Origin of the sequence: Rhizobium sp. X9, assembly GCF_018873185.1 — a bacterium.
Lineage (GTDB): Bacteria > Pseudomonadota > Alphaproteobacteria > Rhizobiales > Rhizobiaceae > Agrobacterium > Agrobacterium oryzihabitans.
Genome location: NZ_CP071312.1, coordinates 2,239,626 through 2,263,179, shown reverse-complemented (window position 1 = coordinate 2,263,179; position 23,554 = coordinate 2,239,626). Strand labels below are relative to the sequence as shown.

Annotated in this window: 19 protein-coding genes; 9 read left to right on the top strand and 10 right to left on the bottom strand. The window is 60.3% G+C overall.

What is annotated here, in order from left to right:
- Positions 1 to 65: 65 nt before the first annotated feature.
- A complete protein-coding gene (locus tag JZY08_RS25195; RefSeq protein WP_216332179.1) occupies positions 66 to 1,214 on the top strand; it encodes an efflux RND transporter periplasmic adaptor subunit in 1,149 nt (382 codons plus the stop codon).
- Position 1,215: 1 nt separating this feature from the next.
- Complete coding sequence (locus JZY08_RS25190; protein WP_216332177.1) at positions 1,216 to 4,368, top strand: efflux RND transporter permease subunit; 3,153 nt, start codon at positions 1,216 to 1,218, stop codon at positions 4,366 to 4,368.
- 15 nt (positions 4,369 to 4,383) lie between these two features.
- Here the strand turns inward: JZY08_RS25190 and JZY08_RS25185 are convergent, their stop codons facing one another.
- Positions 4,384 to 4,926 (bottom strand): NUDIX hydrolase, encoded by a 543-nt coding sequence (locus JZY08_RS25185; protein WP_216332176.1) that lies wholly within the window; start codon positions 4,924 to 4,926, stop codon positions 4,384 to 4,386.
- A gap of 113 nt (positions 4,927 to 5,039) precedes the next feature.
- Between JZY08_RS25185 and JZY08_RS25180 the strand changes: the two genes are divergently transcribed.
- The 3 genes from JZY08_RS25180 (at position 5,040) to JZY08_RS25170 (ending at position 7,578) form a co-directional block, all read left to right on the top strand.
- Positions 5,040 to 5,684, top strand: coding sequence for a DUF47 domain-containing protein (locus tag JZY08_RS25180; protein ID WP_082184780.1), 645 nt, complete (start codon positions 5,040 to 5,042; stop codon positions 5,682 to 5,684).
- Entirely contained in the window at positions 5,684 to 6,688 is a 1,005-nt protein-coding gene (locus JZY08_RS25175; protein WP_003499408.1) for an inorganic phosphate transporter, read from the top strand. The genes JZY08_RS25180 and JZY08_RS25175 overlap by 1 nt, the downstream gene beginning before the upstream one ends.
- 98 nt (positions 6,689 to 6,786) lie before the next feature.
- Positions 6,787 to 7,578, top strand: a complete 792-nt coding sequence (locus JZY08_RS25170; protein WP_216332175.1) for a Ku protein — start codon at positions 6,787 to 6,789, stop codon at positions 7,576 to 7,578.
- Between the two features lie 4 nt (positions 7,579 to 7,582).
- Here the strand turns inward: JZY08_RS25170 and ligD are convergent, their stop codons facing one another.
- From ligD to JZY08_RS25130, 8 genes are all read right to left on the bottom strand, one after another.
- Positions 7,583 to 10,075: a DNA ligase D gene (ligD, locus tag JZY08_RS25165; protein ID WP_216332174.1), complete on the bottom strand. Its 2,493-nt coding sequence runs from the start codon at positions 10,073 to 10,075 to the stop codon at positions 7,583 to 7,585.
- Between the two features lie 3 nt (positions 10,076 to 10,078).
- Positions 10,079 to 10,906 (bottom strand): Ku protein, encoded by an 828-nt coding sequence (locus JZY08_RS25160; protein WP_216332173.1) that lies wholly within the window; start codon positions 10,904 to 10,906, stop codon positions 10,079 to 10,081.
- Entirely contained in the window at positions 10,903 to 11,187 is a 285-nt protein-coding gene (locus tag JZY08_RS25155) for a hypothetical protein (RefSeq protein WP_216332171.1), read from the bottom strand. Before JZY08_RS25155 ends, JZY08_RS25160 begins: the two co-directional genes overlap by 4 nt.
- Positions 11,188 to 11,391: 204 nt before the next feature.
- Positions 11,392 to 13,734 (bottom strand): EAL domain-containing protein, encoded by a 2,343-nt coding sequence (locus tag JZY08_RS25150; protein ID WP_216332169.1) that lies wholly within the window; start codon positions 13,732 to 13,734, stop codon positions 11,392 to 11,394.
- Positions 13,735 to 13,920: 186 nt separating this feature from the next.
- Positions 13,921 to 15,024, bottom strand: coding sequence for a hypothetical protein (locus JZY08_RS25145; protein ID WP_216332167.1), 1,104 nt, complete (start codon positions 15,022 to 15,024; stop codon positions 13,921 to 13,923).
- Positions 15,025 to 15,265: 241 nt separating this feature from the next.
- A complete protein-coding gene (locus JZY08_RS25140) occupies positions 15,266 to 16,852 on the bottom strand; it encodes an ABC transporter substrate-binding protein (RefSeq protein ID WP_216332166.1) in 1,587 nt (528 codons plus the stop codon).
- Between the two features lie 76 nt (positions 16,853 to 16,928).
- Positions 16,929 to 17,909, bottom strand: a complete 981-nt coding sequence (locus tag JZY08_RS25135; RefSeq protein ID WP_216332165.1) for a mannonate dehydratase — start codon at positions 17,907 to 17,909, stop codon at positions 16,929 to 16,931.
- A 66-nt stretch (positions 17,910 to 17,975) separates the two neighbouring features.
- Positions 17,976 to 18,689, bottom strand: coding sequence for a FadR/GntR family transcriptional regulator (locus JZY08_RS25130; protein WP_003499393.1), 714 nt, complete (start codon positions 18,687 to 18,689; stop codon positions 17,976 to 17,978).
- Positions 18,690 to 18,894: 205 nt separating this feature from the next.
- Between JZY08_RS25130 and JZY08_RS25125 the strand changes: the two genes are divergently transcribed.
- Genes JZY08_RS25125 through JZY08_RS25110 form a run of 4 tightly spaced genes read left to right on the top strand, consistent with a single transcriptional unit; the run spans position 18,895 to position 22,385 of the window.
- A complete protein-coding gene (locus tag JZY08_RS25125; RefSeq protein ID WP_003499391.1) occupies positions 18,895 to 19,923 on the top strand; it encodes an ABC transporter permease in 1,029 nt (342 codons plus the stop codon).
- Positions 19,920 to 20,819 (top strand): ABC transporter permease, encoded by a 900-nt coding sequence (locus JZY08_RS25120; RefSeq protein WP_137039731.1) that lies wholly within the window; start codon positions 19,920 to 19,922, stop codon positions 20,817 to 20,819. The genes JZY08_RS25125 and JZY08_RS25120 overlap by 4 nt, the downstream gene beginning before the upstream one ends.
- A complete protein-coding gene (locus tag JZY08_RS25115; RefSeq protein ID WP_216332164.1) occupies positions 20,806 to 21,651 on the top strand; it encodes an ABC transporter ATP-binding protein in 846 nt (281 codons plus the stop codon). The genes JZY08_RS25120 and JZY08_RS25115 overlap by 14 nt, the downstream gene beginning before the upstream one ends.
- Positions 21,648 to 22,385 carry an ABC transporter ATP-binding protein gene (locus tag JZY08_RS25110; RefSeq protein ID WP_216332163.1) on the top strand — a complete coding sequence of 246 codons (738 nt, stop codon included), beginning with the start codon at positions 21,648 to 21,650 and terminating at the stop codon, positions 22,383 to 22,385. Before JZY08_RS25115 ends, JZY08_RS25110 begins: the two co-directional genes overlap by 4 nt.
- 109 nt (positions 22,386 to 22,494) lie before the next feature.
- Here JZY08_RS25110 and JZY08_RS25105 read toward each other — a convergent pair whose 3' ends face one another.
- Entirely contained in the window at positions 22,495 to 23,547 is a 1,053-nt protein-coding gene (locus JZY08_RS25105) for an ABC transporter ATP-binding protein (protein WP_216332162.1), read from the bottom strand.
- Positions 23,548 to 23,554 lie beyond the last annotated feature (7 nt).

Here is a 23,554-nt window from a genome sequence, read left to right as displayed (position 1 = left end):
AGAGACAGGCGACATGACCGCCAGACGGGCGGTCGCAGGATGTGTTTTGCCTGGAGGATTACGATATGTGGATGAAGAGAACGATCAAGGCGGGGATAGCGCTTGCAGGCTGCGCTCTCGTTGTCACCGCTCTCGATCCGGCGCGCGGCAGCGTCGATGCGAATGAGCGCGTCAAGGGTATCGTCGCAGCTGCCTCGATGAGCCCGGCCGGTATCCCGTTCGAACTGACGGCAGCGGAAATAGCCAAGATCGGCACCCGCGCAATGGTGGAGCGGCTCAGCATCAGCGGCGAGCTTCAGCCGGTCAACCGTGTGGTGATGCGCGCCCGCGAGCCCGGAAAAATTCTTGAGTTGAACGTCCGGGAAGGACAGGCGGTGCATGCGGGCGACGTGCTCGTGCGTTTCGAAACCGACGAACTGCAATCGACACTGCTCTTGCGCCAAAGCGATCGGGATGCGGCCGAGGCCGAGCTGACGCTGGCGATGCAGGCGCTCGCCCGAACCGAACAGCTCGCCTCGAAAAACATCGCGTCGGCAGAGCAGCTCGACAAGGCGAAAAGCGATGTCGTGGTCAAGACGGCAAGGGTCCAGAGCCTTTCGGCGCAGGTGGATATCGCCCGCCTCGCCCTGCGCAACGCCGAAATCCGTGCGCCTTTCGATGGCACCGTCACCCGCCGGCTGGCCGAGCCGGGGTCTCGCGTTGGAAGTGATGGCGAACTGCTCACGCTGGTCGATACCAGCGCGCTGGAGGCGAAGGTCCTCGTTGCCACACGGGATATTCCGCGCGTCGCCCTTGGCCAGACGGCGGAGCTGGAGATTGACGGGCTCGGTGGCCAGACCGTCAAAAGCACCGTCGAGCGTATCAGCCCGGTTGCCGAGGATGGTACGCGCTTCGTCGCCGTCTATCTGCGGCTTGCCAATCGCGACGGGCAATTATGGGGTGGCATGTTTGCAAGCGGATCGATCCTCGTGCGCGAAAAAAACGATGCCCTCGTCGTTCCCGCAATCGCGTTGCGCAAGGATGAGACCGGCTATCATGTGCTCAAGGTCCTCAACGGCCATCTTCGTCGCCAGACGGTGGCGGTGGGACCGCGCTGGAACGGCGGCAGCCTGATCGAGATCGGCGCGGGGCTGACCGATGGTGAAACCATCCTGACAGCGCCGCTTCCCGAATTGCAGCCCGATATGGCCATCACCGTCGAGAAGGCAGGCTGAGATGTTCTTGACCCGAATATCCGTCGCCCATCCCGTTTTCGCAACCATGATGATGGTGGCGCTTCTGGTCATCGGCGCCTTTTCGCTGCAGCGGCTGGGGCTCGATCAATATCCCAATGTCGACGTTCCGGTCGTGGTGGTGGTCACCGCCTATCCCGGTGCCACGCCGGAAACGGTGGAGACGGAAGTGACGCGACCGGTCGAGGATGCGCTGAATGCCATAGGCGGCCTCGACGAGATCAACTCCACCTCTTACGAAGGGCGCTCCGTCGTCGTCGCGAAATTCAAGCTCGAGGTTAAAAGTGCCGCGGCCGCACAGGACGTGCGCGACAAGGTCGCCGCCATCGAGGCGAATTTCCCCGAGGATGTCAAAAAACCGGTCATCTCGCGGTTCGACCCGGCCGCCGAGCCGATCCTGTCTTTGGCGATCAGTTCGACAGCGCTTGATGTACCCGCGCTCAGCACCCTTGCCGACCAGAAGGTATTACGGCAACTGACGACTGTTCCCGGCGTCGGGCAGGCAACGCTGGTCGGCGCCCGCAAGCGGCAGATCGATGTCACGATCGACGACACGCACATGCGCGCACTCAAGGTGGGCATCAACGACGTTGTGAGCGCGCTGCGCACCGGCAACAGCAACAGCCCGGCCGGAAGCGTCATCGACACCGTTTCAGAACGCACGGTGCAGGTGCGGGGCCGCATCGAGGACCCGCAGGCGCTGCTGGACATGGTGGTCGCAAGGCGTGGCGGCGCGGCCATCTACCTTCGCGATGTCGCCTCGATTTCCGAAGGCGCCGCCGATCCTGAAAACCGCGCCCTCTATAATGGCCAGACGGCGCTGGCGATCGACATCGTCAAGGTGCAGGACGCCAATACGGTTCAGGTCGTGACGGATGTGAGGCAGCGCCTCGAAATGCTCAATGCCGAGCTCGCCCCGAAAAACGTGCAATTGCGCATCGTTACCGACTCTTCCGTTCCCATCAGGGAGTCGGTCACCCAGGTGCAGATGACCCTGATCGAAGGAGCCGCGCTCGCCGTCGCCATCGTCTTCCTGTTTCTCAATTCCTGGCGCAGCACGGTCATCACCGGACTGACATTGCCGATCGCGATCATCGGCACGCTTGCGGTCATCGATCTTCTCGGCTTCACGCTCAATACGCTGAGTCTCCTGGCGCTCACGCTTTCCATCGGCATTCTGGTGGATGACGCCATTGTCGTGCGCGAAAATATCACCCGCCACCTGCACATGGGGAAATCCCATATCCGCGCGGCACTCGACGGCACGAATGAAATCGGGCTTGCGGTGATCGCGACAACGGCAACCATCGTGGCGGTCTTTTTGCCGGTCGCCTTCATGGATGGCATTATCGGCCGGTTTTTCTACGAGTTCGGCGTCACCGTGTCGGCTGCCGTGCTGATTTCGCTTTTCGTCGCCTTCACGCTTGATCCGATGCTGTCCAGCCTCTGGTACGATCCGGATTCACAACCCGACGCCCGGCGTGGCCCAATCGGCCGGCTGATCGCCCGCTTCGACCGCGGCTTCGAGTGGCTGGCCGAGCGCTACCGGTTTGCGATCGGCTGGACATTGCGCCACCGGCTCGTCACCCTGTTGTCAACGATCGGCATCTTTGTCGGCAGCCTGTTCATGGTGCCGCTGGTCGGCGCGGAATTTGTGCCTGATACGGATGAGGGCCGCTTCCAGGTCAGCATTACGGCACCGGTCGGCTCCTCGCTGGACTACACGACGGCGAAGGTACGACAGGTCGAGAAGGCGCTCAGGGAATTCCCGGAGGTCGAAATGCTTTACTCCACCGTCAATACCGGTGGTGCCGCCGGCAAACATCGCGCCGCCGTTCAGGTCGGGCTGGTGCCGCTTTCGGCGCGCACGCGAACCCCGGTGACGCTCGCCGATCCCGTCCGAAAGCGCCTGTCGGCCATACCCGGCATCGACGTCGCAATCCAGCAGAACGGCCTTGGCGGTGGCGAAAGTCCGGTGCAGCTCAGCATCCTCGGCGACGACCGGGCGATCCTCGAAAAAATCGCCGCCGGTCTCGTCGAAGACATGAAAAAAATCCCCGGTCTCGTGGACGTCACGTCCAGCGCCAAGAACGTGACCTCGATCCTGTCCATCCGCCTCAAACGCGATGCGGCGAGCGATCTCGGTATTGCCAGATCCGATCTTGCCTCCGCACTCTCTCCTCTCGTCGGGGGCGAGGACGTCTCGAAATGGACGGATACGGACGGCACAAGCTACGACATCGTCGTGCGCCTGCCCGGTGAGCGGCGTTCCGATATGACGGCACTCGGTGAATTGATGATTGCGACCAGCCGCATCGCATCGAACGGCGCACCGCAGATGGTGCGTCTCGATCAGGTCGCCGATATCGCCACCGTGCCGGCGCCCGCCGAAATCCGCCGCATCGAGAACCGACGCGAAGTGCTTGTTTCGGCCAATGTCGCCGGCAGAACGCTTGGGGATGTGACAAATGCCTTGCAGAACCTGACCGCCTCCCGCGATCTGCCTGACGGTTACCGCATCCGCTTCGGCGGCGAAGCCGAAACCATGCAGGAAACGGTCGGCCACATGGTCAAGGCGCTCGTTATGGCGGTCATCTTCATCTACATCGTGCTCGCCTCGCAATTCGGCAGTTTCCTGCAACCACTCGCCATCATGGCGTCGCTACCGCTGTCGCTCATCGGCGTTATCCTCGGGTTGATGGTGGCCGGCAGCACGATTAACATGTTCTCGCTGATCGGTTTCATCATGTTGATGGGCCTCGTTACCAAGAACGGCATATTGCTGGTCGATTTCGCCAATCGCGAAAGAAAACGGGGACTGTCGCTGAACGAGGCGCTCGCAAGCGCCGGCGTCATCCGCTTCCGTCCAATCGTCATGACGACGCTTGCAATGATCGCCGGCATGATCCCGCTTGGTCTCGCCATCGGCGGTGGCGGGGCGCAGCGCGCGCCGATGGCGCATGCGGTGGTCGGCGGCCTCATCAGCTCCACCCTGCTCACCCTGATCGTCGTGCCGGTGATCCTGTCCTATATCGACAGCATCACCCGGCGTTTCGCCCGCCTGCTGCCGAAAGCGCCGGATGAGACGGGCGAAACCGGATTGGCAGACCATCCGGCATCACCGTCGCAGACTTGACCACGGGATTTGCGGTCAGGGCCTGTCCTCCGCCTGGCGCTTCTTTTTGCCCTTCGGGCGGAAATCGACCAGAAGCGACTTCAGCTCGATTTCCCGGACGCGTCTTGCCGCCTCGTCCGGGCGAACCCATTCCACGAGGCGTTCGCCGCGCTCCTTGAAACTCGTCTCTTCCCCGGTCACCTCGATCTGGAAGACATCGACGACACAGGGAACGACATCGCCATTGTCGAGCATCTTGAGATAGGTGTAGCGGCCGACCGCATCTTTTTTGACCCGGCCGCGCACGCCCGCCTCCTCCCATGCCTCGATCGCGGCCGCCTCGTGCGGTTTCTTGCGTTTCATCGGCCAGCCGCGCGGAATGATCCAGCGCGCCGTGACGCGGGAGGTGACGACAAGGATTTCGATCTCTTCGCCGCTGCCGGCATAACGGAAGCACAGGGCGGCATATTGCTGCCGGAAAGCGCCGGTGAAGAGCTTTTCGGGAACCGCAGCGAGCTGCTGGAGCAATGTCAGGGGACGCGCCGGGCGGGCTTTCCGGCTTTTCTTCGTGGATTTCATATCCGTTGATAGTGCTGATTTTCCGGGTTGCATCAATGCCCTGCGTGCATTTATGACAGTTTTATGACAATCACCCCCCACAACTAATAAAGCGCCATTGAGGGCCAATTCGCATGATGAGCATTTTTCGCAAGCTGATGCCGCGCGAGGACCGTTTCTTCGACCTGTTTAGCAAACATTCGGAAACCGTCGTCAAAGCTGCAGCCGCTCTGGACCACCTTTTGAGCGGCGTCGACGTCGAGAAAAACTGCGACCTTATTGTCGCTCTCGAAGACCAGGCGGATGATATTACCCGCGATGTGCTGCTTGCGGTGCGCCGCAGCTTCATAACGCCCTTTGATCGTGGCGATATCAAGGACCTGATCCAGTCGATGGATGACGCCATCGACATGATGCACAAGACCGTCAAGACCATCCGCCTTTTCGAACAAACGCAGTTCGACCCGCTGATGCGCGAGATGGGCCATGAAATCGTGCGTGCGGCAAACCTGATTGCCGAAGCCCTTCCGCTTCTGGAAAAGGTCGGCACCAATGCCCAGCGCCTGTCGGCGATTGCCGAAGAGGTGACCCGTGTCGAAGGTCGCTCCGACGAACTTCACGATCAGGGTCTCAAGGACCTCTTCCGGCGCCATGGCGCGGCCGGCGATGCCATGGCCTATATGATCGGCAGCGAGATCTACGGCGAACTCGAAAAGGTCGTTGACCGCTTCGAGGACGTGGCGAACGAGATCAGCGGCATCGTTATCGAGAACGTCTGATGGATGTCGCGCTTGCACTGCCGCTGCTTGTCGGCCTCATCGCCATCGCGCTGTTCTTCGATTTTCTGAACGGTCTCCACGACGCCGCAAATTCCATCGCCACCATCGTCTCCACCCGCGTGCTGCGCCCGCAATATGCGGTGGCATGGGCGGCCTTCTTCAATTTCATCGCCTTCCTGTTCTTCGGCCTGCACGTGGCCGAAACGCTCGGCACCGGCATCATCGATCCCGGCATCGTTTCGCCGCAGGTCATCTTCGCGGCGCTGATGGGCGCCATCGTCTGGAACATCGTCACCTGGATTTTCGGAATCCCCTCCAGCTCGTCGCATGCGCTGATCGGCGGTCTCGTCGGCGCGGGATTTGCGAAAGTCGGTTTCAATTCCATCGTCTGGTCGGGTCTTCTGAAAACCGTGGGCGCGATCTTCATGTCGCCCGCCATCGGCTTCTTCCTGGCCCTTTTGCTGGTTCTCGCCGTGTCCTGGCTGTTCGTACGCCAGACGCCCTTTGCGGTGGATCGCACGTTCCGCGTCATGCAGTTCATCTCCGCCTCGCTCTACTCGCTCGGCCACGGCGGCAACGATGCGCAGAAGACCATGGGCATCATCGCCGTGCTGCTGTTCAGCCAGGGGCATCTGGGCGACAGCTTCTATGTGCCGTTCTGGGTGGTCATCTCCTGCCAGTCGGCCATGGCGCTCGGCACGCTGTTCGGCGGCTGGCGCATCGTGCACACCATGGGGTCGAAAATCACCCGGCTGAACCCGATGCAGGGATTCTGCGCCGAAACCGGTGGTGCGCTGACGCTGTTCGGCGCAACGTGGCTCGGCATTCCGGTGTCGACCACCCATACGATCACGGGCGCCATTATCGGCGTCGGCGCCGCCCGCCGCGTTTCGGCGGTGCGTTGGGGCCTTGCCGGCAACATCGTCATTGCCTGGGTCGTGACCATGCCGGCCGCTGCCCTCATATCCGCAGCCGTCTATGGGCTGACATCGCTGTTCGGCTGACACCTCAGCCGCTTGCGATTTGCCAAGGCTCCCGGAACAAAAGCCACCCTGTGGCTGTTTGATCCGGGAGACAAGGGCGACGAAGCGGATCGCGGATCATGGCACGGCAGGTTTTCTGGAAGGGTTATCTGAAGCTGTCGCTGGTGACGGCCTCCGTTTCGCTGACGCCCGCCACCACCGACAGCAACAAATACCGCTTCCATATTCTCAATCGCAAGACCGGCAATCGCGTCGAAAGCCGCTATGTCGACAGCGTCACCCACAAGCCGGTGGCTGCAAAAAACCAGGTGAAGGGTTTCCCCCGCGCCGAGGATGACTATGTGCTGCTGGAGGATGACGAGATCGATGCGGTTGCGCTCGAAAGCACCCGCACCATCGACATCAAGACCTTCGTTCCCACGGGTTCCATCGACTGGATCTGGTACGATCGTCCCCACTTCCTGCGCCCGGAGGACAAGATCGGCGCGGAAGCCTTCAGCGTGATCCGGGAAGCGATGTCGGCGAATGGTGTTGTCGGCATCGCCCGGCTCGTTCTCTATCGCCATGAAAGGGCGGTGCTGCTGGAACCCTCGGGCCAGGGCATCATTCTCTGGACGCTGCATTATGGCGAGGAAGTGCGCGAAAGCATCGACGCGCTGGACCCGAAGATGAAGATCGAAAAGCCGCTGCTGGACGCGATGGAAAAACGCATCGACAAGCAGATGACCGGGTGGAAGCCGACACTGGTGCAGGACCCGATCCAGAAAAAAATCAGCGCCCTGCTGAAAACCAAGAGCAAGGCTGCCCCCTCCCCGGAAAAGAAGACCGGCGCGAAAGCGCGTACCGGAGGCAACGTCATCAACATCATGGATGCGTTGAAGAAAAGCCTCGCCGCGGACAAAAGACACTGAGGCTTCAGCGCGCCTTTTTCGGCAGCGGCCGGGCGGCGGCGAAAAAGCCGTCCCACGGGTCCTTCTTCAGAGCGGAAAGTCTTGCCCCGATATTGTTGACGGTGAAGTAAGCCGGACCGATCTCGCCGGAGAGTTCCGCCCATTCGATTGGCGCTGAAATGGCGGCTCCCGGCCGGGCGCGCGTCGAATAGGGCGCGACAGCCGTATTGCCCCTGCCATTGCGCAGATAATCGAGGAAGATGCGGCCCTGGCGTTTCGCCTTGGTTGCCACCGAGAGGTATTTTTCCGGCTCTGCCATGGCCATGTCATCCGCCATGGCCTTTGCAAAGGCCTTCAGGGCTGGCCATCCCGCTTCCAGTTTCAACGGCGCTACGACATGCAATCCCTTGCCGCCGGAGGTTTTTACGAAGGCGGCAAGGCCGGCAGCTTCGAAACGCCGTTTCAGTTCCAGTGCGGAATCGATCACGTCCTGCCACGACACATCCTCACCGGGATCGATATCCATGGTGATCATGTCGGGCTTTTCCCAGTTCGCGGTTGTCGCGCCCCATGGGTGAATTTCAAGCGCCGCGGATTGCACCAGCGCCATCATGCCATCGAAATCGGTAATCCGGATCAGCGGTTCACCAGCCTTGTCCTTCGGATCCCTGATCTGTTCGATCGCCTTGTTTACACCGCGCCAGGCATGTTTCTGGAAGAAACGCTGCCCGTCGATCCCTTCGGGACAACGCAGCAATGCCAGAGGGCGGTTGACGACGAAGGGAGCCATATAGCGCCAGACCTGCGTGTAATAATCGGCAAGCCCTTCCTTGGTCACGCCGTCATCCGGCCAATAAAGCCGGTCCGGATGGGTGAATTTGATCTTTGACTGCGGCGTCCCTTGTTCCGACACTGCTTTTTCCTCCCGTTCGATTTCGCCCGCCGGCTTGTCTTCCCGCAGGCCCCGGAAAGATGCGTGGCGCAGATTGCCATCCGCGGACCATGCCCGAAACTCCACTTCGGCCACCAGTTCCGGCCGGACGAAATGGAGGTCGCGGCGGGCAAGCGCTGTCAGCTTTTCAGAAAATGGGCTTTCCCTGCTGTCCAGCGGCGTCAGGCGGCCAAGCAGCATTTCGGCGACTTCAGCGGTGTAGCCGGTGCCGACGCGCCCGACATGCCGCAGCTTGCCGTCCTCATAGACCCCGAGCGCCAGGGAGCCGATGGCATGGTCCGAACTGGAAGACAGGGTATAGCCGCCGATCACGAATTCCTGCCGCATCGCGCATTTGGATTTCACCCAGTTGCCCTTGCGGCCCGAGACATATTTGCTGTCCCTGACCTTGGAAATGACACCCTCAAGGCTGAGGCGGCAGGCATGGTCCAGCACAAGCCCACCGTTTTCCTCGAAATGTTCGCTGTAGCGAAGATGACGGTTGCCGGCGGGCAGCAGCTTTTCGAGCAGCGCCTTGCGATCCATCAGCGCCGCGCCGCGCAGATCCGTGCCATCCAGATAGATCAGGTCGAAGGCATAAAAAACGAAGCGGTCGCTGCGCCCTTCGCTCAAATCCTGCTGCAAGGCCGAAAAATCGGAAGCGCCGCTCTCCCGCTCAACCACGATTTCGCCGTCGATCAGCAGCGTTTCCGCCGGCAGCGCCTTGAGCGCGCCTGCCACGGTGTCGCCGAACTTCTCGGTCCAGTCCAATCCGGTGCGGGTCAAAAGCTGCAGTTTGCCGTGGTCGATACGGGCCTGCAGGCGATAACCATCGAACTTGATCTCGTGCAGCCAGCGCGAACCTTCCGGTGGCCGGGGTTTCAGCGTCGCCAGCGCCGGCGGCACGAAGGATGGCAACGCCTGTTTGCGCGCGCCTTTGGGCAGGGCGTGAGCCTGCTTTTGCCCCGAGGAAGAGCTTGCGGCTTTTTTCGATACGGGTTTGGAATTCCAGGTGTCCTTCGGTCTGGCCGCAACCTCCTCGACGCTGCGCCCGGTCTTTACCGATTCCGGCCGCTCCTCCAGTATATCCACACCGCCATCATGCCTTGCCTCCTCGTCGTCGCCTTTGATCAGCAGCCAGTTCTCGCGGCTTTCGCCGGGCTTTCCATGCATGCGCACAAGGTGCCAGCGGCCTTTGAGCTTTTCGCCTTCCAGTTCGAATTCGAGATGGCCTTTGCGGTAGCCCTTCGTCGCGTCGCCGACCGGGTGCCATATCCCACGATCCCAGACAATGACGGTGCCGCCGCCATATTGTCCTTTCGGGATGACACCCTCGAAATCGCCATAACTTAAGGGATGGTCCTCGACATGCACGGCAAGGCGCTTGTCTTCCGGGTCGAGGCTCGGCCCCCGCGTTACCGCCCAGCTTTTAAGGACGCCGTCCATCTCCAGCCGGAAATCGTAATGCAGGCGGCGGGCATCATGCTTCTGTATGACGAAACTCGATCCTTGAGCCTCGGCCTTCGCACCTTTCGGCTCCGGCGTCTTGTCGAAACTGCGTTTGGCATTGTAGGTCTGCAACCCCATGGATCAGCTCGCTTTCCGGGGGGATTTGCGTGCCGCGCCCGCTGCCTTCTTGTCGCCGGCTGCCCCAGCGCTGCGGCGCAGGGCTTCTTTGAGATCGATGATGTTGTCTTGCCCGCGCGGCGCCTGTTTGGCGATTTCCCGGCCCTCGATCTTGGCTTTCACCAGTTCCGCCAAGGCGTCATTGTAGCGGTCGCTATAGTCAGCCGGATTGAAGGTGCCTGCGCGCGTCTTGATGATATGGCCCGCAAGCTCCAGCATCTCGTCATCGAACTGTATATCCGGAATGGACTTGAAGACAGTGGTCTGCGAGCGCACCTCGTAGCTGAAATTCAGCGTCGTCGCGACAAGCGCCTTGCCGCTCGGCCGGATCAGCACAATGCGGTTGCGGCGGAAGAGCACCGCCTCGCCGAGCGCCACGACATTCTCGTCGTCCATCGCCTTCGCCAGAAGCGTCAAAGCCTCCTCGCCGCCCTCCTGCGTGGGTGCCAGATAATAGGACTTGTCGAAATAGAGCTTGTCGATCTCGCTGCGCCCAAGGAAATGCCGGATGCGGATGACCTTGTCGTTTTCCGGCATCAACTTCGCAATCTCGTCGCCCTCGATAACGATGTGATCGCCATTGTCGAGTTCATATCCCTTGACCTGATCCTCACGCTCGACTGCATCGCCGGTATCGCTGTCGACATATTGCCGTTCGACGCGATGGCCGGTCTTGCGGTTGACGATGTTGAAGGAAATCTTCTCCGATGCGGTGAGCGCGGCATAAAGGCCGATCTCACAGCTGAAATCGGCAAATTTCAAATGCCCCTTCCAGCTCGCTCTCCGGTTCATGATCGCCGCCCATGATCATCGTGGGATGATTTCCCTCTGCCCCGGTCCGCGGCAAGAATACGTTCGATGGCGGGCACGTCCGCCTCCGCCAGCACCGGCACGGGGTCGGATGCCATCGCCTCCAGCACCTCGGGCGAAAGGCCGCCATTGCGGATCACCCACTCCATTGCCTCGCGGGTTTGCCGTTCGGCCTTCAGCTGCGCATAAAGCGCCAGTATCAGCCGGTCGCGGACATCGAAGGGTTTTACATCTCTGTCTGAACGTTCTGCCTGCCGTTTCATGTCAAATCCCCGAGGCGCCTCAAACGATAGGACACTTGGACCCCGCCTCAGCCTGGCGGAAGACGCCATATGCGACTCTAACGATTCGGATCGCCCCTCGTTCCATCCGACATGCGGATGGGCAAGTCCTGTGACGGCCCGACCTCGGGTTGGCATGGCAGGACGGTGGGCCGGCGGCATCACAAGCCGCTGCTTCGCCCTACCTCAAACGGAATATTTCTTTCTATTGGGGGTGCTTGCCACTCCGGAAGGCGCAACATCGGGTTTGCCGAAGAGATAACCCTGCGCCTGTGCGCAACCCTCATCAACAACCATGCGATATTGCGCATCCGTTTCGATACCCTCCGCCGTCACCGGCAGATCGAGGCTGCGGCCAAGGCCGATCACCGCACGCACGATGGCGCGGGCATTGTCATCCTCGCTCATGGCGGCGATGAAGCTGCGGTCGATCTTGATCTTGTCGAAGGGGAAGCTCTGCAGATTGCTGAGTGAGGAATAACCGGTGCCGAAATCATCCATGACGATCGCAACGCCCAGCGCCTTCAACTGGTTGAGGATGATCAGCGTCGCCTTGCGGTCCTTCAGGAGGGCGGCTTCGGTGATTTCCAGTTCCAGTCGGTTTGGAGAAAGCCCGGTCTGCATCAGCACGGTGCAGACGACATGGCCGAGATTTGCGAGTGAAAACTGGAGTGGCGAGACATTGACCGCGATCTTCAGATGCGGCGCCCAGGTACTCGCCTGACGGCAGGCCTCGCGCAGCACCCATTCGCCGAGCGAGATGATGATCCCGCTTTCCTCGGCAATCGGAATGAAGACGTCCGGCGGCACCACGCCCCTTGTCGGATGTTGCCAGCGCACCAGCGCCTCATAACCTACAACCTGCCCGCATTCGACGGAAAGGACCGGCTGGTAATTGAGGAGCAACTCGTTGCGGTTGATGGCAAGCCGCAGATCCGTCTCGAGCTGGCGGCGCTCGCGCGCCTCCTGATCCATCAGCGGATCGTAGAAGGACAATATTCCGCGCCCGCCCATCTTGGCACGATAGAGCGCCAGATCGGCGGCGTGCATGATGCTTTCGTCGCTATCACCGTCCCGCGGGAAGACGGCAATGCCGATGCTGACGCCGACGGCGGTCGGGTCGTTGGCGGCATTCATTTTCAACCCGAACATGGCAAGGATCGTTTCGGCGAGCAGACGCGCCTCCTCCGACTTGGTGTTCCGGGCAGTCAGGATGACGAATTCATCGCCGCCGAGACGCGCGACGACATCGCCTGCCCTTGCGCATTCGTCGAGAATGGAAGCGACCCTTTTCAGCACGCGGTCACCCTCGGCATGGCCGAATATGTCGTTGACAGCCTTGAACCGGTCGAGATCGAGCGCCAGCAAGGCAAACTCGTCCTCTTCGCTGCAATGTTCGATCTGCTGGCGAAGCCGCGTCTGAAACATGGTCCGGTTCGAAAGGCCCGTAAGCACATCGTGCCGCGCGAGATATTCGATTTCCCGCTGCGCTTCCCGCTTTTCCGTCAGATCGCGAATGGCCAGAACTTCGCAGGGATGGCCGCGATATTCGATGGTGCGCACGGCAAGTTCAAATACCTGCGCCCGCTCCCCACGTTCGCGGATTGCCTCCACCGGCGCGTGGCGCGGCAGATAGGTCGGCTGCCCATCGATAGCCCTGAAGAGGTCATCGGGATTTTTGCCGATCAGGGACACCTCGTCGCTGCCGAGAAGTCCGGCAAAACGGGTGTTCAGCTCGACGATACGACCGTCACGCACGACGGCAAGGCCATCCAGCGTCGCATCGACAAGACCTTTGAGGTCAACGAGATAGCGGTCCACCAGAGCGGCGGTGGCTGTCGTCGACAGGATGAGGAAGGTAACGCCGGAAACGGCGCCGATCATGATCAGTCTGGCGAGGTTGTCGGGATCGGGACCGGAAACGGAGGGATCAGGCGACAGGACAGTGGCCGACATGGCGGTAAAATGCAGCGCGCAGATCGCCAGAATGGATGATGCCGCCGGAACGATGATGCGCTGTTTCCACGAACCGGAACGACGGAAAAGGAAGAAGGCCAGAAGAAAGAACACCCAGGCAACGGCAAAACCGCCGAAGATCGGCCCCCAGCGGTAGCTGATCGTTGCGGCCACATCCATTCCCGCCATGCCCACGAAGTGCATGACGGCGACCGACAAGGTTACGAGCGTTCCGACGACGACAGGGCTGTAGCTTGCCCGCGTGCGGACATTGAGCGCCAGCCAGAACCCCAGGACGGCCAGAACCGCCGAGAGCGCCGTGAACTGAAAATCAAAACCGATGGGGACTGCCCCCTCATAGGCAAGCATGGCGACGAAATGCGTGGCCCAGACGCTGAGCCCCGCAGCAAAGGCGGCAACCAGCACCCAATAGGGTTTGCGGCCAGCCGGACTTTCTTCCGCGCGCAATAAAAGGTGAAAAAAGGCAAGCATTCCGAGCAGGCAGATAGATGCCGCAAGAAGGACGATCGCCCGATCGTGTTGTACGGCAACGCATTCCAGAACCGTGAACATGATGCACTCTCCCAGCCTCTGAGAACCGCCCACGATCGCACTATGGAGTTGGTTTATTTATAAATCTCTAATGCAACTTTGGATAATTGATTGATCTCATCGACAACGAGCCGAAATGCGTTGAGCCGACGCGTCAGCCCATCGGGCTTTTGCGATCGGCGCAACGAACGCCAAGAGAAAACGCCTTTATTTCCAGCTTCGATAGTCATCCCCGGCGCAACCGAAAGGTGCCGGGCCATCGGCAAAACGCTCCTGCAGGCGCGCGCAGCCCCAGTCGTTGAGCGCTGCGGGCATCATGTTGTTGAGGTCCATGCCCGGAGAGTTGAATTGCGACGGGGCGCTGGTCACGTACCACAGCCAGTAGCCGAACGTTGCAACGACGATAAAGGCGACGATTGCAAGGAACATTGCCAGTCTTCGCACAAGGCTCGGCGCTTTTGCCACCGCCGCGCCGGGGTCGGATATGCCCTCCTGTTCACGGGTCGCAACCACCGGGCCGAGCGAAGCAAGCGCTTCCGCTCTTTCCTTTTCCGTAAGCTCAATCCGCTCCAGCTGATTGTCAAGCAGAACGGGCAGCGGGGTTTCACCGTGCCAGACCGCCAGCGCGACATCGTGTTTTCCGGTGTGGCCGACGACGACGGGAATTCGTCCCCTTTCCAGATGCGTAAAGGACTGCCTCTTCGTATTCCCTTCCCTGACCGTATCGGCATAGGTCACGAAAAGACGGCTGCGTTTTTCGGCAACCGCCGTCAGCGCGACGGGAATGACGGTCAATGGCGCAGGGTGCCGTAACCGCAGCCCAGCCCGCAAACTGCGGATAAGGGTAAACAGCATGGCGATACTGCCGAAACCGAGCAGGGCAACGAACACGCCAAGGGTTATGATCCGGTTCCAGAGCATATCGAGGCCAAGCGAAATCGTTGCAAGTTCCGGGTTCTTCGCGGAAATGACGAGGCCGGTTTCATAGTCGCCGGAATGGAAATCGACGAACATGACCTCGACATCCTTCCTGTAGCTCACGCCGGCATGGTCGTAGGAAAGATCCGCCTCGCAGGTCGTAAAAATCGCCTTGCGGGTCGTGCAGCTGCCGTTGATATCGCCGCTTTCAATCTCCAGCGGGTCGCGGCTGATCTGATAGTCGCGCAACACGCCCGGGCCCTCGGCCACGAGCATGACGGCCGTAATCACCAGCAGCACCGGGATGGAAAAATAATAGGCCGCCGGCACCGAAATGACGCCGCGCTTCAAACTGAGCGGCCTTGCGGGAAGTTTTATCTGTGGGAAGCTCATGGTGGCCAACGTATTTGGGGGAACGCGAGCGGAGTCTGGGAATCCCGCTCTCAGGGAAGGACGATCACCGGACGGTCTAACCCGCTGAAGCCATCGCGAAAACCCCAAGATTTCAAGGATGCCGGCCTAATCATTCGCAAGCCGGTCCTGTTCCACTAGCCGACAGGCCGTCGAGGGAAGCACAAAAAAACGGGCGGTAGAATAACCGCCCGTCTCATCTTTTCCGCTTGGCGATGTGCCGTCACTGCTTCGTCACGTTTTCCAGTCGCGTCGTCTGGCTGGGGTGACCGACATAGTCCTTGACACGCGCATTCAATACGATCGGTTCGTATCTCTCGAAGAGAGGCAGAACCGCAGGCTTCTGCGCCACGAACATTTCCTGCATCTCAGTGTAGATTTCCCCGCGCTTCTTGGCATCCGGCTCAAGGGAGGCCTTTGCGGTCAGAGCCGTCAGTTCCGGAATGTCCCAGGCCGAGCGCCAGACGAAATTGCCGGCATTGTTGGCAGCAAGCGAGTTGTCGGGGTTGCTGGAGAACTGCTCCATCGAGCCGAGCACGTTGGGCATATAGGCGCCCGTCTGCGGAATGAGCAGATCGAAATCCCGCGCGCGGTGAGCGGCAATCACGTCCGAACCGTTGCCCTGCTGGATGTTCACCTTGATGCCGACCTGGCTGAGCGATGCCTGGATGGCGGTGGCGAGATCGATACGTGGCGTTTGGGCAATTGTCTTCAGATTGAGCGTGAAACCGTTCTCGTAACCGGCTTCCTTCAGAAGAGCTTTCGCCTTCTCGACGTCAAGCTTCCAGTCGGGGCTCGGAATGGCGTATTCGAAATTCTCCGGCACCGGCACCGTGCGCGCCCGGCCATAGGGGCCCATGATGGTCTTTTCCATTCCCTTGTAATCAATGCCGTAAGCAATCGCTTCGCGGACCTTGGGGTTGGACAGAGGCTCCTTGCCGGCATTCATGGACAGGACGTAGAAACCACCCGTCGGCACGCGCTGGATCTGAAAACCTTCCTTGTTGTTGAAGGTCGCAAGGTCGGCAGCCGTCAGCGCGCTGGCGATGTCGATGTCGCCCCGCTCCAGCATCAGGCGCTCCACCTGGCTTTCCGGTACATGCCGCACGATCACGCGACGCATCTTCGGTTCGCCGGCGACGTAATCCTTGTTGGCCTCAAGGATGATGATTTCGTTGGGTGACCAGCGGTTGAGCGTGAAGGGGCCCGAACCGGCGGAATTCGTTCTCAGCCAGGCATTGCCCCAGTCACCGTCGACTTCATGGGACTTGAGTTCCTTGCTGTCGACGACACTGGCAATGACCATGGCCAGACGATAGAGCAGCAGCTCGGACGTTGTTTCGCCCGACAACTCGATGCGAACTGTCTTTTCGTCCGGGGCGCTCACCAGCCTGTCGACATTTTCAGCGTTGTAACCGACGCGCTTGAGGTTGGCGGCAGCCGCCTGGTTCATCTTCAAAAGGCGGCTGAACGAATAAACGACATCCGCCGAGGTGACGGGATTGCCCGACGCAAAGTTGGCCTCGCGAAGATGAAAGGTGATGCCCTTGTCATCCGTCTCCCAGCGCTCCGCCAACTGCGGTGAAACTTTCCCCGAACCGTCGACCGAGATCAGCCGATCGTAAAGATTGGCCATGATTTCGTTGGCTTTGGCTTCGGTCGCCTGATGCGGGTCAAGTGACAGCACCTGGGCCAGCGACGTCCCGACGACGAGCTGGTCGTTGGGGGTCTTAGCCGCAACCGGGGACGCCTGCACCAGCATGGCGCCCAGAACGGTGGTGAATGCGAGACGGATCATTGATTTTTTCATACCTGCTCCTCCTACAGATCGGTAATTGCATTGGTGAAGCCGGCAACGCCACGACGCGCCAACCGGCCTGAAACAGTCAAAGATGGTTGTTATTGAGCGCCTCGATGAGCGCGGCGATATAGCCGTAGCAGAACCCGAAGGCGACACCGACGGGATCGCGGCCCGCAATCGTCGGCACATGATCGGGCATGATCATGTAGCGATAGCCAAGTTCATGGTAGAGCTTCAGCGACCGCACCATGTCCATGTCGCCCTCATCGGGGAATGTCTCCATGAACGACAGCTTGCCGCCGCTGATGTTGCGGAAGTGGACGTTGAAAATCTTGTCGCGGCTGCCGAACCAGCGGATGATCTCGTCGATCTCCTCCCGCGGATTGTCGAGCATCTCGCCGATCGATCCCTGGCAAAAATTCAGGCCGTGATAGGGACTTTCCCGCATCTGCACGAATTTCTTCAGGCCCTCGACGGTGCCGAGCACGCGGGTGACGCCCTTGTAGCCCGGCGGGGTATAGGGGTCATGCGGATGGCAGGCCAGGCGGACCTTGTTGCTTTCGGCAACCGGCACCACGCGCTCCAGGAAATAGTCGATGCGTTCCCAGTTTTCGTCTTCGGACAGAACACCGGCAAGGCCCGGAGCCGCATCATGGTCGGCCTTGTCCCAGCGCCAGGCTTCATTGAGCGAACCGCCGCGGCCACGCTCCATTTCCGTGCGCGGAATGCCGATGAGGTTGAGATTGTATTTCGCCGCCGGAATGCCGGCCCGGGCGATATCCTCAATCATCCTGCAGACGGCGTCGATCTGCCGGTCGCGCTCTGGCCCGGCAAGCAGGATATCGGGAAACGATGCCTGTTCGATCGGCCTTGATGGCAACGGCAATTGCACCATGTCGAGCACGAGGCCAAAGCTTTCGACCTTGTCACGGTGACGTTCAAAATCCTCAAAGGTCCAGCTCGCGGGCGCTCCAGGCGGATCGGCGTTGATATTCCTGACGCCAAGCTGCGCCCAAACCTTAAAATCCTCGTCGTCGCGTGCTGCCACCTGAGTGCCGACATACATCGATTCTCTCCCTCTCCATGCTAGTCATCATATGACATCGCACGAAATAAGATGAGTGTCGAGATGCTATTGCGCCTCGGAAAGCAACCTGTATCGACGCTGGCTCGCAAGCATATGATCGCGCATGGCTTTACGCGCGGCATCCGGATCCTGCTCGACGATGGCGCGCAGGATCGCCTCATGCTCGGCCTGCACTTTGCGCAGATAATCCGCATCGCCCGTTTCCGGCAGGGTGGGAAACTGACCGCGCGGGATCGAGCGTGAGCCGAACTGGCGCAGGGCCTCCAGATAGAATCGGTTGTTGGTCGCTATCGCAATGGCGGTGTGAAATTCATAGTCGGCATCGACCGTGGTTTCGCCCGCATCGATGGCGCGGGCCATTTTCCTGTGGGCTGCGGAAATCGCCGCTTCCTGTTGCGCCGTGCGGCGATAGGCAGCGATTGCCGCCGCTTCTCCTTCCGTTGCAAGCCGAAATTCAAGCATTTCCAGCGTTTCTGCAATTGTTCCCACTTCGGATTGCGTCAGCTTCACACCCGCCCACTCGCTGACATTGCTGACGAAAACGCCCTTGCCCTGGATGGGAATGACATAGCCGGAAGAGCGCAGATCCGCGATCGCTTCGCGAACCACGGTACGGCTCACGCCATAGGTGCGCTCGAGCTGCGGTTCCGTGGGAAGCTGATCGCCGTTCTTCAGTTTTCCACTGCGAATTTCTGCACTGAGATTATCGATGATCTGTTGTGCCCGCCGCTCCCGCGGCTTTTCCTTATCGCCCATCATGCCACTCTTCCCTCTTGCAGAAAACGAATCCCTTCGCTACTCATATGATGACGTGGCGTTACGTCATATGTTTTCATGTTAGCTCAGGGAGGAGTTGGGATGAAGTACCATCAAAAGTTTTTGCAAGGTAGAATTGCGCGTCTGCGGCGAGCGGTTCAAAAAGTGGCATCGCTGACAGCGTCTTCCCGTGGAAGTGCGATCTGCGATGACTGAAATTTCACTGCGCGGGCTCGGACATCGCTTCCTGCAACTTGTCGTCAGCCTCTTCATCCTGCTCTGCATCACCTTCATCATTGGCCGGGTGATGCCGACCGACCCGGTCGGGGCGATCGTCGGAGAGCTTGCAGATCCCAAAGCCTATGAAGCCATGCGGGCTCGGCTTGGACTTGACCTGCCGCTTTACCAGCAGTTTTTCATCTATCTCCGCGGCCTGCTGCACGGCGATTTCGGTATAGCTATTTTGACCGGAAACCCGGTAACGCGGGACCTGGCGCAAGCCTTCCCGGCGACGCTTGAGCTTGCAACTCTTGCAATCATCATCTCCACCGTCATCGGCGTGCCGCTCGGTCTTGCCGCAGCCCTGTTCCGCGACACGTTCATCGACAAGTTCGCGCGTGTCTTTGCGCTGGTGGGGCATTCGATACCCGTGTTCTGGTTCGGTATCGTCGGGCTCGTGATTTTTTATGCCAATCTCAACCTTGTCGCCGGGCCCGGTCGCGTGGACGTCTTTTACGAAGGCCTCGTGGAGCCGAGAACGGGGCTGATGCTGGTCGACACCCTTCTCGCAGGTGAGACGGAAATCTTCTGGAACGCGCTCGCCCACATTATGCTGCCGGCGATCATCCTTGCCTATATGGCCATGGCCTACATCACCCGCATGACGCGCGCCTTCACCCTCGAACAGCTCAGCCAGGACTATGTGATTGCGGCGCGTGCCAAGGGCGTCAGCCCGGCGCGTACCATCACCCGCCACGTGCTGCCGAACATTGCGGTGCAGCTGATCACGGTTCTCGCCATCTCCTATGGCAACCTGCTGGAAGGCGCCGTGGTGACCGAAATCGTCTTTTCCTGGCCCGGTATCGGACAATATATGACGAATGCACTGCTTATCGGTGACATGAATGCGATCCTCGCAGCCACGATCGTCATCGGCTTCATCTTCATGATGCTCAACTTCCTGGCAGACGTGGCCTATACCACACTCGACCCGCGGACACGGGAGGTCGCTCGATGACCGATATCACACAGAACAATCCCGTGCAGAGCCGCAGCGCCTTGTCGCGGATATCAACCACGACAGCGCGGACGCTGCGGAAGCTTGGCGACGAGCCGCTTGGAATGTTCGGCTTTGCCATTCTCGCCATTCTGGTCGTCGTCGCCATTTTCGCTCCGCTCATTGCGCCCTACGATCCCGTGCGCCAGACGCTCGACAATGCGCTTCAGCCTCCCAGCTGGGCGCATCTGGCGGGGACCGACGAATTTGGCCGCGATATTTTCAGCCGCCTCGTCTATGGCACCCGCATCACGATCCAGACCGTTTTGTCGGTCTCGGTCATCGTCGGCCCGATCGGGCTTGCAATCGGGGTTATGGCCGGTTTCTTCGGCGGCCGAACCGACGCCATTCTGATGCGTGCGACCGATATTGTCCTTTCCTTCCCTTCGCTCGTTCTGGCACTTGCCTTTGCTGCTGCAATGGGAGCCGGTCTCGGCACCGCAATCATCGCGATCTCGCTGACCGCCTGGCCGCCCATCGCGCGTCTGGCGCGAGCCGAAGCGCTGGTCGTGCGAAACACAGATTATGTTGCGGCCGCACGCCTCTATGGGGCCTCGCCGATGCGTATCCTGTTTCTCTATATTGCGCCGATGTGCATTCCGTCAGTCATCGTCAGACTGACGCTGAACATGGCCGGCATCATCCTGACAGCCGCCTCGCTTGGCTTCCTCGGGCTCGGCGCGCAGCCGCCGCTTCCCGAATGGGGGGCGATGATTTCCAGCGGCCGTAAATTCATGCTCGATTACTGGTGGGTCGCCGTCATGCCCGGCATCGCGATCCTCTTGACGAGCCTTGCCTTCAACATCGCTGGCGATACGCTGCGCGACCTACTGGATCCGCGTCATGCCCGTTCCTGATAGCTCCCCCATTCTTTCGGTCCGCGATCTCAACGTTCGCTTCGGCCGCAACGCCATCCCCGCCGTCTCCAATGTCAACTTCGACGTCGGGCGCGAGCGTGTCGGCATCGTCGGCGAATCCGGGTCCGGAAAGTCCACGACCGGCCGCGCCGCGATGCGCCTTCTGCCCAAGAGCGCCACGGTGACGGCAGAACGGATGGATTTCCTCGCCGAACCCCTGCTTGAAAAATCCGAGCGCCAGATGGGTGCGATCCGCGGCAGCGAGATGGCGCTCATCATGCAAGACCCGCGTTATTCGCTCAATCCGGTCCTGCCGATTGGAAAGCAGGTGGCGGAGGCGGCCGAGCTGCATCTGGCGCTGACCGGCAAGGCCGCCAGACATGCCGCGCGCGACATGCTCTTGCGCGTGCGCATCAACGATCCTGACCGCGTGATGGGGCTTTATCCGCACCAGATTTCGGGCGGCATGGGACAGCGCGTGATGATCGCCATGATGCTGCTGGCCAAACCCAAGCTGGTGATTGCCGACGAACCGACCTCCGCCCTGGATGTCAGTGTCCGCAAGGATGTGCTTCTGCTTCTGGACGAGATGGTGCGCGAGAATAATTCCGGCCTCATCCTCATCAGCCACGATATCCGCATGGTCGCCGCCTTCTGCGAACGCGTGCTGGTCATGTATGGCGGACGCGTCGTGGAGACGCTTTCCAAGCTCGAAGATGCGCAACATCCCTATACGCGGGGCCTGATCGCGGCCATGCCCGATCCCCGCAACCCGGTCCGGCGCCTCAAGGTGCTGGATCGCCAGGCAATCGATGCGGAGGTGATGCGATGATCAACGTAGACAAGCTGGATGTCGTCTACGGCACAAAGGAAAACCGCAATCACGTCGTGCGCGATGTCAGCTTTCGGGTCAACCGAGGCGAAACACTCGGCATCGTTGGCGAAAGCGGTTGCGGCAAGTCGACATTGCTGCGATCGCTTGCCGGGCTGGAAGCCGGCTGGACCGGATCGATCGCCTTCGAAGGCAAGCCTGTCGGCAAAGTCCGTAGCCGCGACGAACTGAAGCTGGCGCAGATGGTGTTCCAGGACCCCTATGGTTCCCTGCATCCACGCCACCGCATCGGCCGCGCTCTGGCCGAACCGATCCGATCGATGGGGCTTGGCGATGGCTGGTCGAAAGTGCCGGCCGCCCTGCAACAGGTCGGCCTGCCCGCGCATTTTGCCGAGCGCTTCCCGCATGAACTGTCCGGCGGCCAGCGTCAGCGTGTGGCGATTGCCCGTGCGCTTATCCTCGAGCCGCCGATCCTGCTGCTCGACGAGCCGACATCCGCGCTCGACGTCTCCATTCAGGCGGAAATCCTGAACCTGCTGGCAGATCAGCGTGAAGACCAGAACCTCACCTTCGTTCTCGTCAGCCATGACCTGTCGGTCATCGCCCATATGTGCGATCGTGTTCTGGTCATGCAGAATGGCGTTTTTGTCGATGAGTTGACCAAGGCTGATCTTGAAGCCGGCATCACCCACGCAGCCTATTCTGGCGAGCTCTTCGAAAGCAGCTTCCTTTGAAAGCCGTCATGGGGTGAGCCATTGGAAAAGCTGGACCGCAAGGGTGTTACCCTGGCAGTCCAGCATCTGATCAGGCCCTCGGCCCGCGCAAGAGGCAGAGGGCCCGTGATCAGTTCAGCCGTGCTCCGTCTTCATTCGAAAACAGATGGACGCAGTTGAGCGTCGGCGAGACCATGATGCTGTCGCCGACTGCCTGCCCTATGCGTTCCCGAAAGACGCCGAGCACCTTGGAATCACCGAGTTTCATGGTGACCTGCGTTTCCGATCCCAAAGGTTCGACCAGCATTATTTCGGCCGGAACGCCGTTGGCATCCAGCAGGAAATGTTCCGGGCGGATGCCGTAGACGGCCTGTTTGCCGGCAAGGCCGGCCGTGGGAACCGGCAGGGGCAACACGATACCCGCAGTTTCAAAACCTCTTTCGGTTATCCTGCCGGACAGGAAATTCATCGATGGCGAACCGATGAAACCCGCAACGAACTGATTTGCCGGGCGGTCGTAAAGATCGAGCGGCGTGCCGATCTGTTCGACCCTGCCGCCATTGAGAACAACGACCCTGTCGGCCATCGTCATCGCCTCGACCTGGTCGTGCGTCACATAGATCGTGGTGGTTTTCAGCTTCTGGTGCAGCGCCTTGATCTCGCCGCGCATGACGACGCGCAACTTCGCATCAAGATTGGACAGGGGCTCATCGAACAGGAACACCTGCGGATTGCGCACGATGGCGCGGCCCATCGCAACGCGCTGGCGCTGGCCGCCGGAAAGCTGGCGCGGATAACGGTCGAGCAGCTGCGCAAGTCCCAGGATATCCGCTGCCCAGTTCACCTTTTCAGCAATTTCCTGCTTGCTTGAACCACGATGCTCCAGCGAAAAGCCCATATTGCTGGCGACCGTCATATGCGGATAAAGGGCATAGGACTGGAACACCATGGCAATATCGCGGTCCTTGGGATCGAGATCGTTGACGATCCGTTCGCCGATCCTGAGTTCGCCGCCGGTAATCGTTTCAAGACCGGCTATCATCCGCAGCAATGTGGACTTGCCGCAGCCGGAGGGGCCGACAAGGACGACAAACTCGCCATCCCTGATGTCGAGGTCGACGCCGTGAATGGTTTTCATCGCGCCATAGCTTTTGCGGATGTCGGACAGGGTAACGTTAGCCATCAATCGG

Bases quoted from the DNA above. Each gene is read 5' to 3' on its own strand.
- JZY08_RS25195 (WP_216332179.1), top strand. From the start codon at position 66: ATGTGGATGAAGAGAACGATCAAGGCGGGGATAGCGCTTGCAGGCTGC.
- JZY08_RS25190 (WP_216332177.1), top strand. From the start codon at position 1,216: ATGTTCTTGACCCGAATATCCGTCGCCCATCCCGTTTTCGCAACCATG.
- JZY08_RS25185 (WP_216332176.1), bottom strand. From the start codon at position 4,926: ATGAAATCCACGAAGAAAAGCCGGAAAGCCCGCCCGGCGCGTCCCCTG.
- JZY08_RS25180 (WP_082184780.1), top strand. From the start codon at position 5,040: ATGATGAGCATTTTTCGCAAGCTGATGCCGCGCGAGGACCGTTTCTTC.
- JZY08_RS25175 (WP_003499408.1), top strand. From the start codon at position 5,684: ATGGATGTCGCGCTTGCACTGCCGCTGCTTGTCGGCCTCATCGCCATC.
- JZY08_RS25170 (WP_216332175.1), top strand. From the start codon at position 6,787: ATGGCACGGCAGGTTTTCTGGAAGGGTTATCTGAAGCTGTCGCTGGTG.
- ligD (WP_216332174.1), bottom strand. From the start codon at position 10,075: ATGGGGTTGCAGACCTACAATGCCAAACGCAGTTTCGACAAGACGCCG.
- JZY08_RS25160 (WP_216332173.1), bottom strand. From the start codon at position 10,906: ATGAACCGGAGAGCGAGCTGGAAGGGGCATTTGAAATTTGCCGATTTC.
- JZY08_RS25155 (WP_216332171.1), bottom strand. From the start codon at position 11,187: ATGAAACGGCAGGCAGAACGTTCAGACAGAGATGTAAAACCCTTCGAT.
- JZY08_RS25150 (WP_216332169.1), bottom strand. From the start codon at position 13,734: ATGTTCACGGTTCTGGAATGCGTTGCCGTACAACACGATCGGGCGATC.
- JZY08_RS25145 (WP_216332167.1), bottom strand. From the start codon at position 15,024: ATGAGCTTCCCACAGATAAAACTTCCCGCAAGGCCGCTCAGTTTGAAG.
- JZY08_RS25140 (WP_216332166.1), bottom strand. From the start codon at position 16,852: ATGAAAAAATCAATGATCCGTCTCGCATTCACCACCGTTCTGGGCGCC.
- JZY08_RS25135 (WP_216332165.1), bottom strand. From the start codon at position 17,909: ATGTATGTCGGCACTCAGGTGGCAGCACGCGACGACGAGGATTTTAAG.
- JZY08_RS25130 (WP_003499393.1), bottom strand. From the start codon at position 18,689: ATGATGGGCGATAAGGAAAAGCCGCGGGAGCGGCGGGCACAACAGATC.
- JZY08_RS25125 (WP_003499391.1), top strand. From the start codon at position 18,895: ATGACTGAAATTTCACTGCGCGGGCTCGGACATCGCTTCCTGCAACTT.
- JZY08_RS25120 (WP_137039731.1), top strand. From the start codon at position 19,920: ATGACCGATATCACACAGAACAATCCCGTGCAGAGCCGCAGCGCCTTG.
- JZY08_RS25115 (WP_216332164.1), top strand. From the start codon at position 20,806: ATGCCCGTTCCTGATAGCTCCCCCATTCTTTCGGTCCGCGATCTCAAC.
- JZY08_RS25110 (WP_216332163.1), top strand. From the start codon at position 21,648: ATGATCAACGTAGACAAGCTGGATGTCGTCTACGGCACAAAGGAAAAC.
- JZY08_RS25105 (WP_216332162.1), bottom strand. From the start codon at position 23,547: ATGGCTAACGTTACCCTGTCCGACATCCGCAAAAGCTATGGCGCGATG.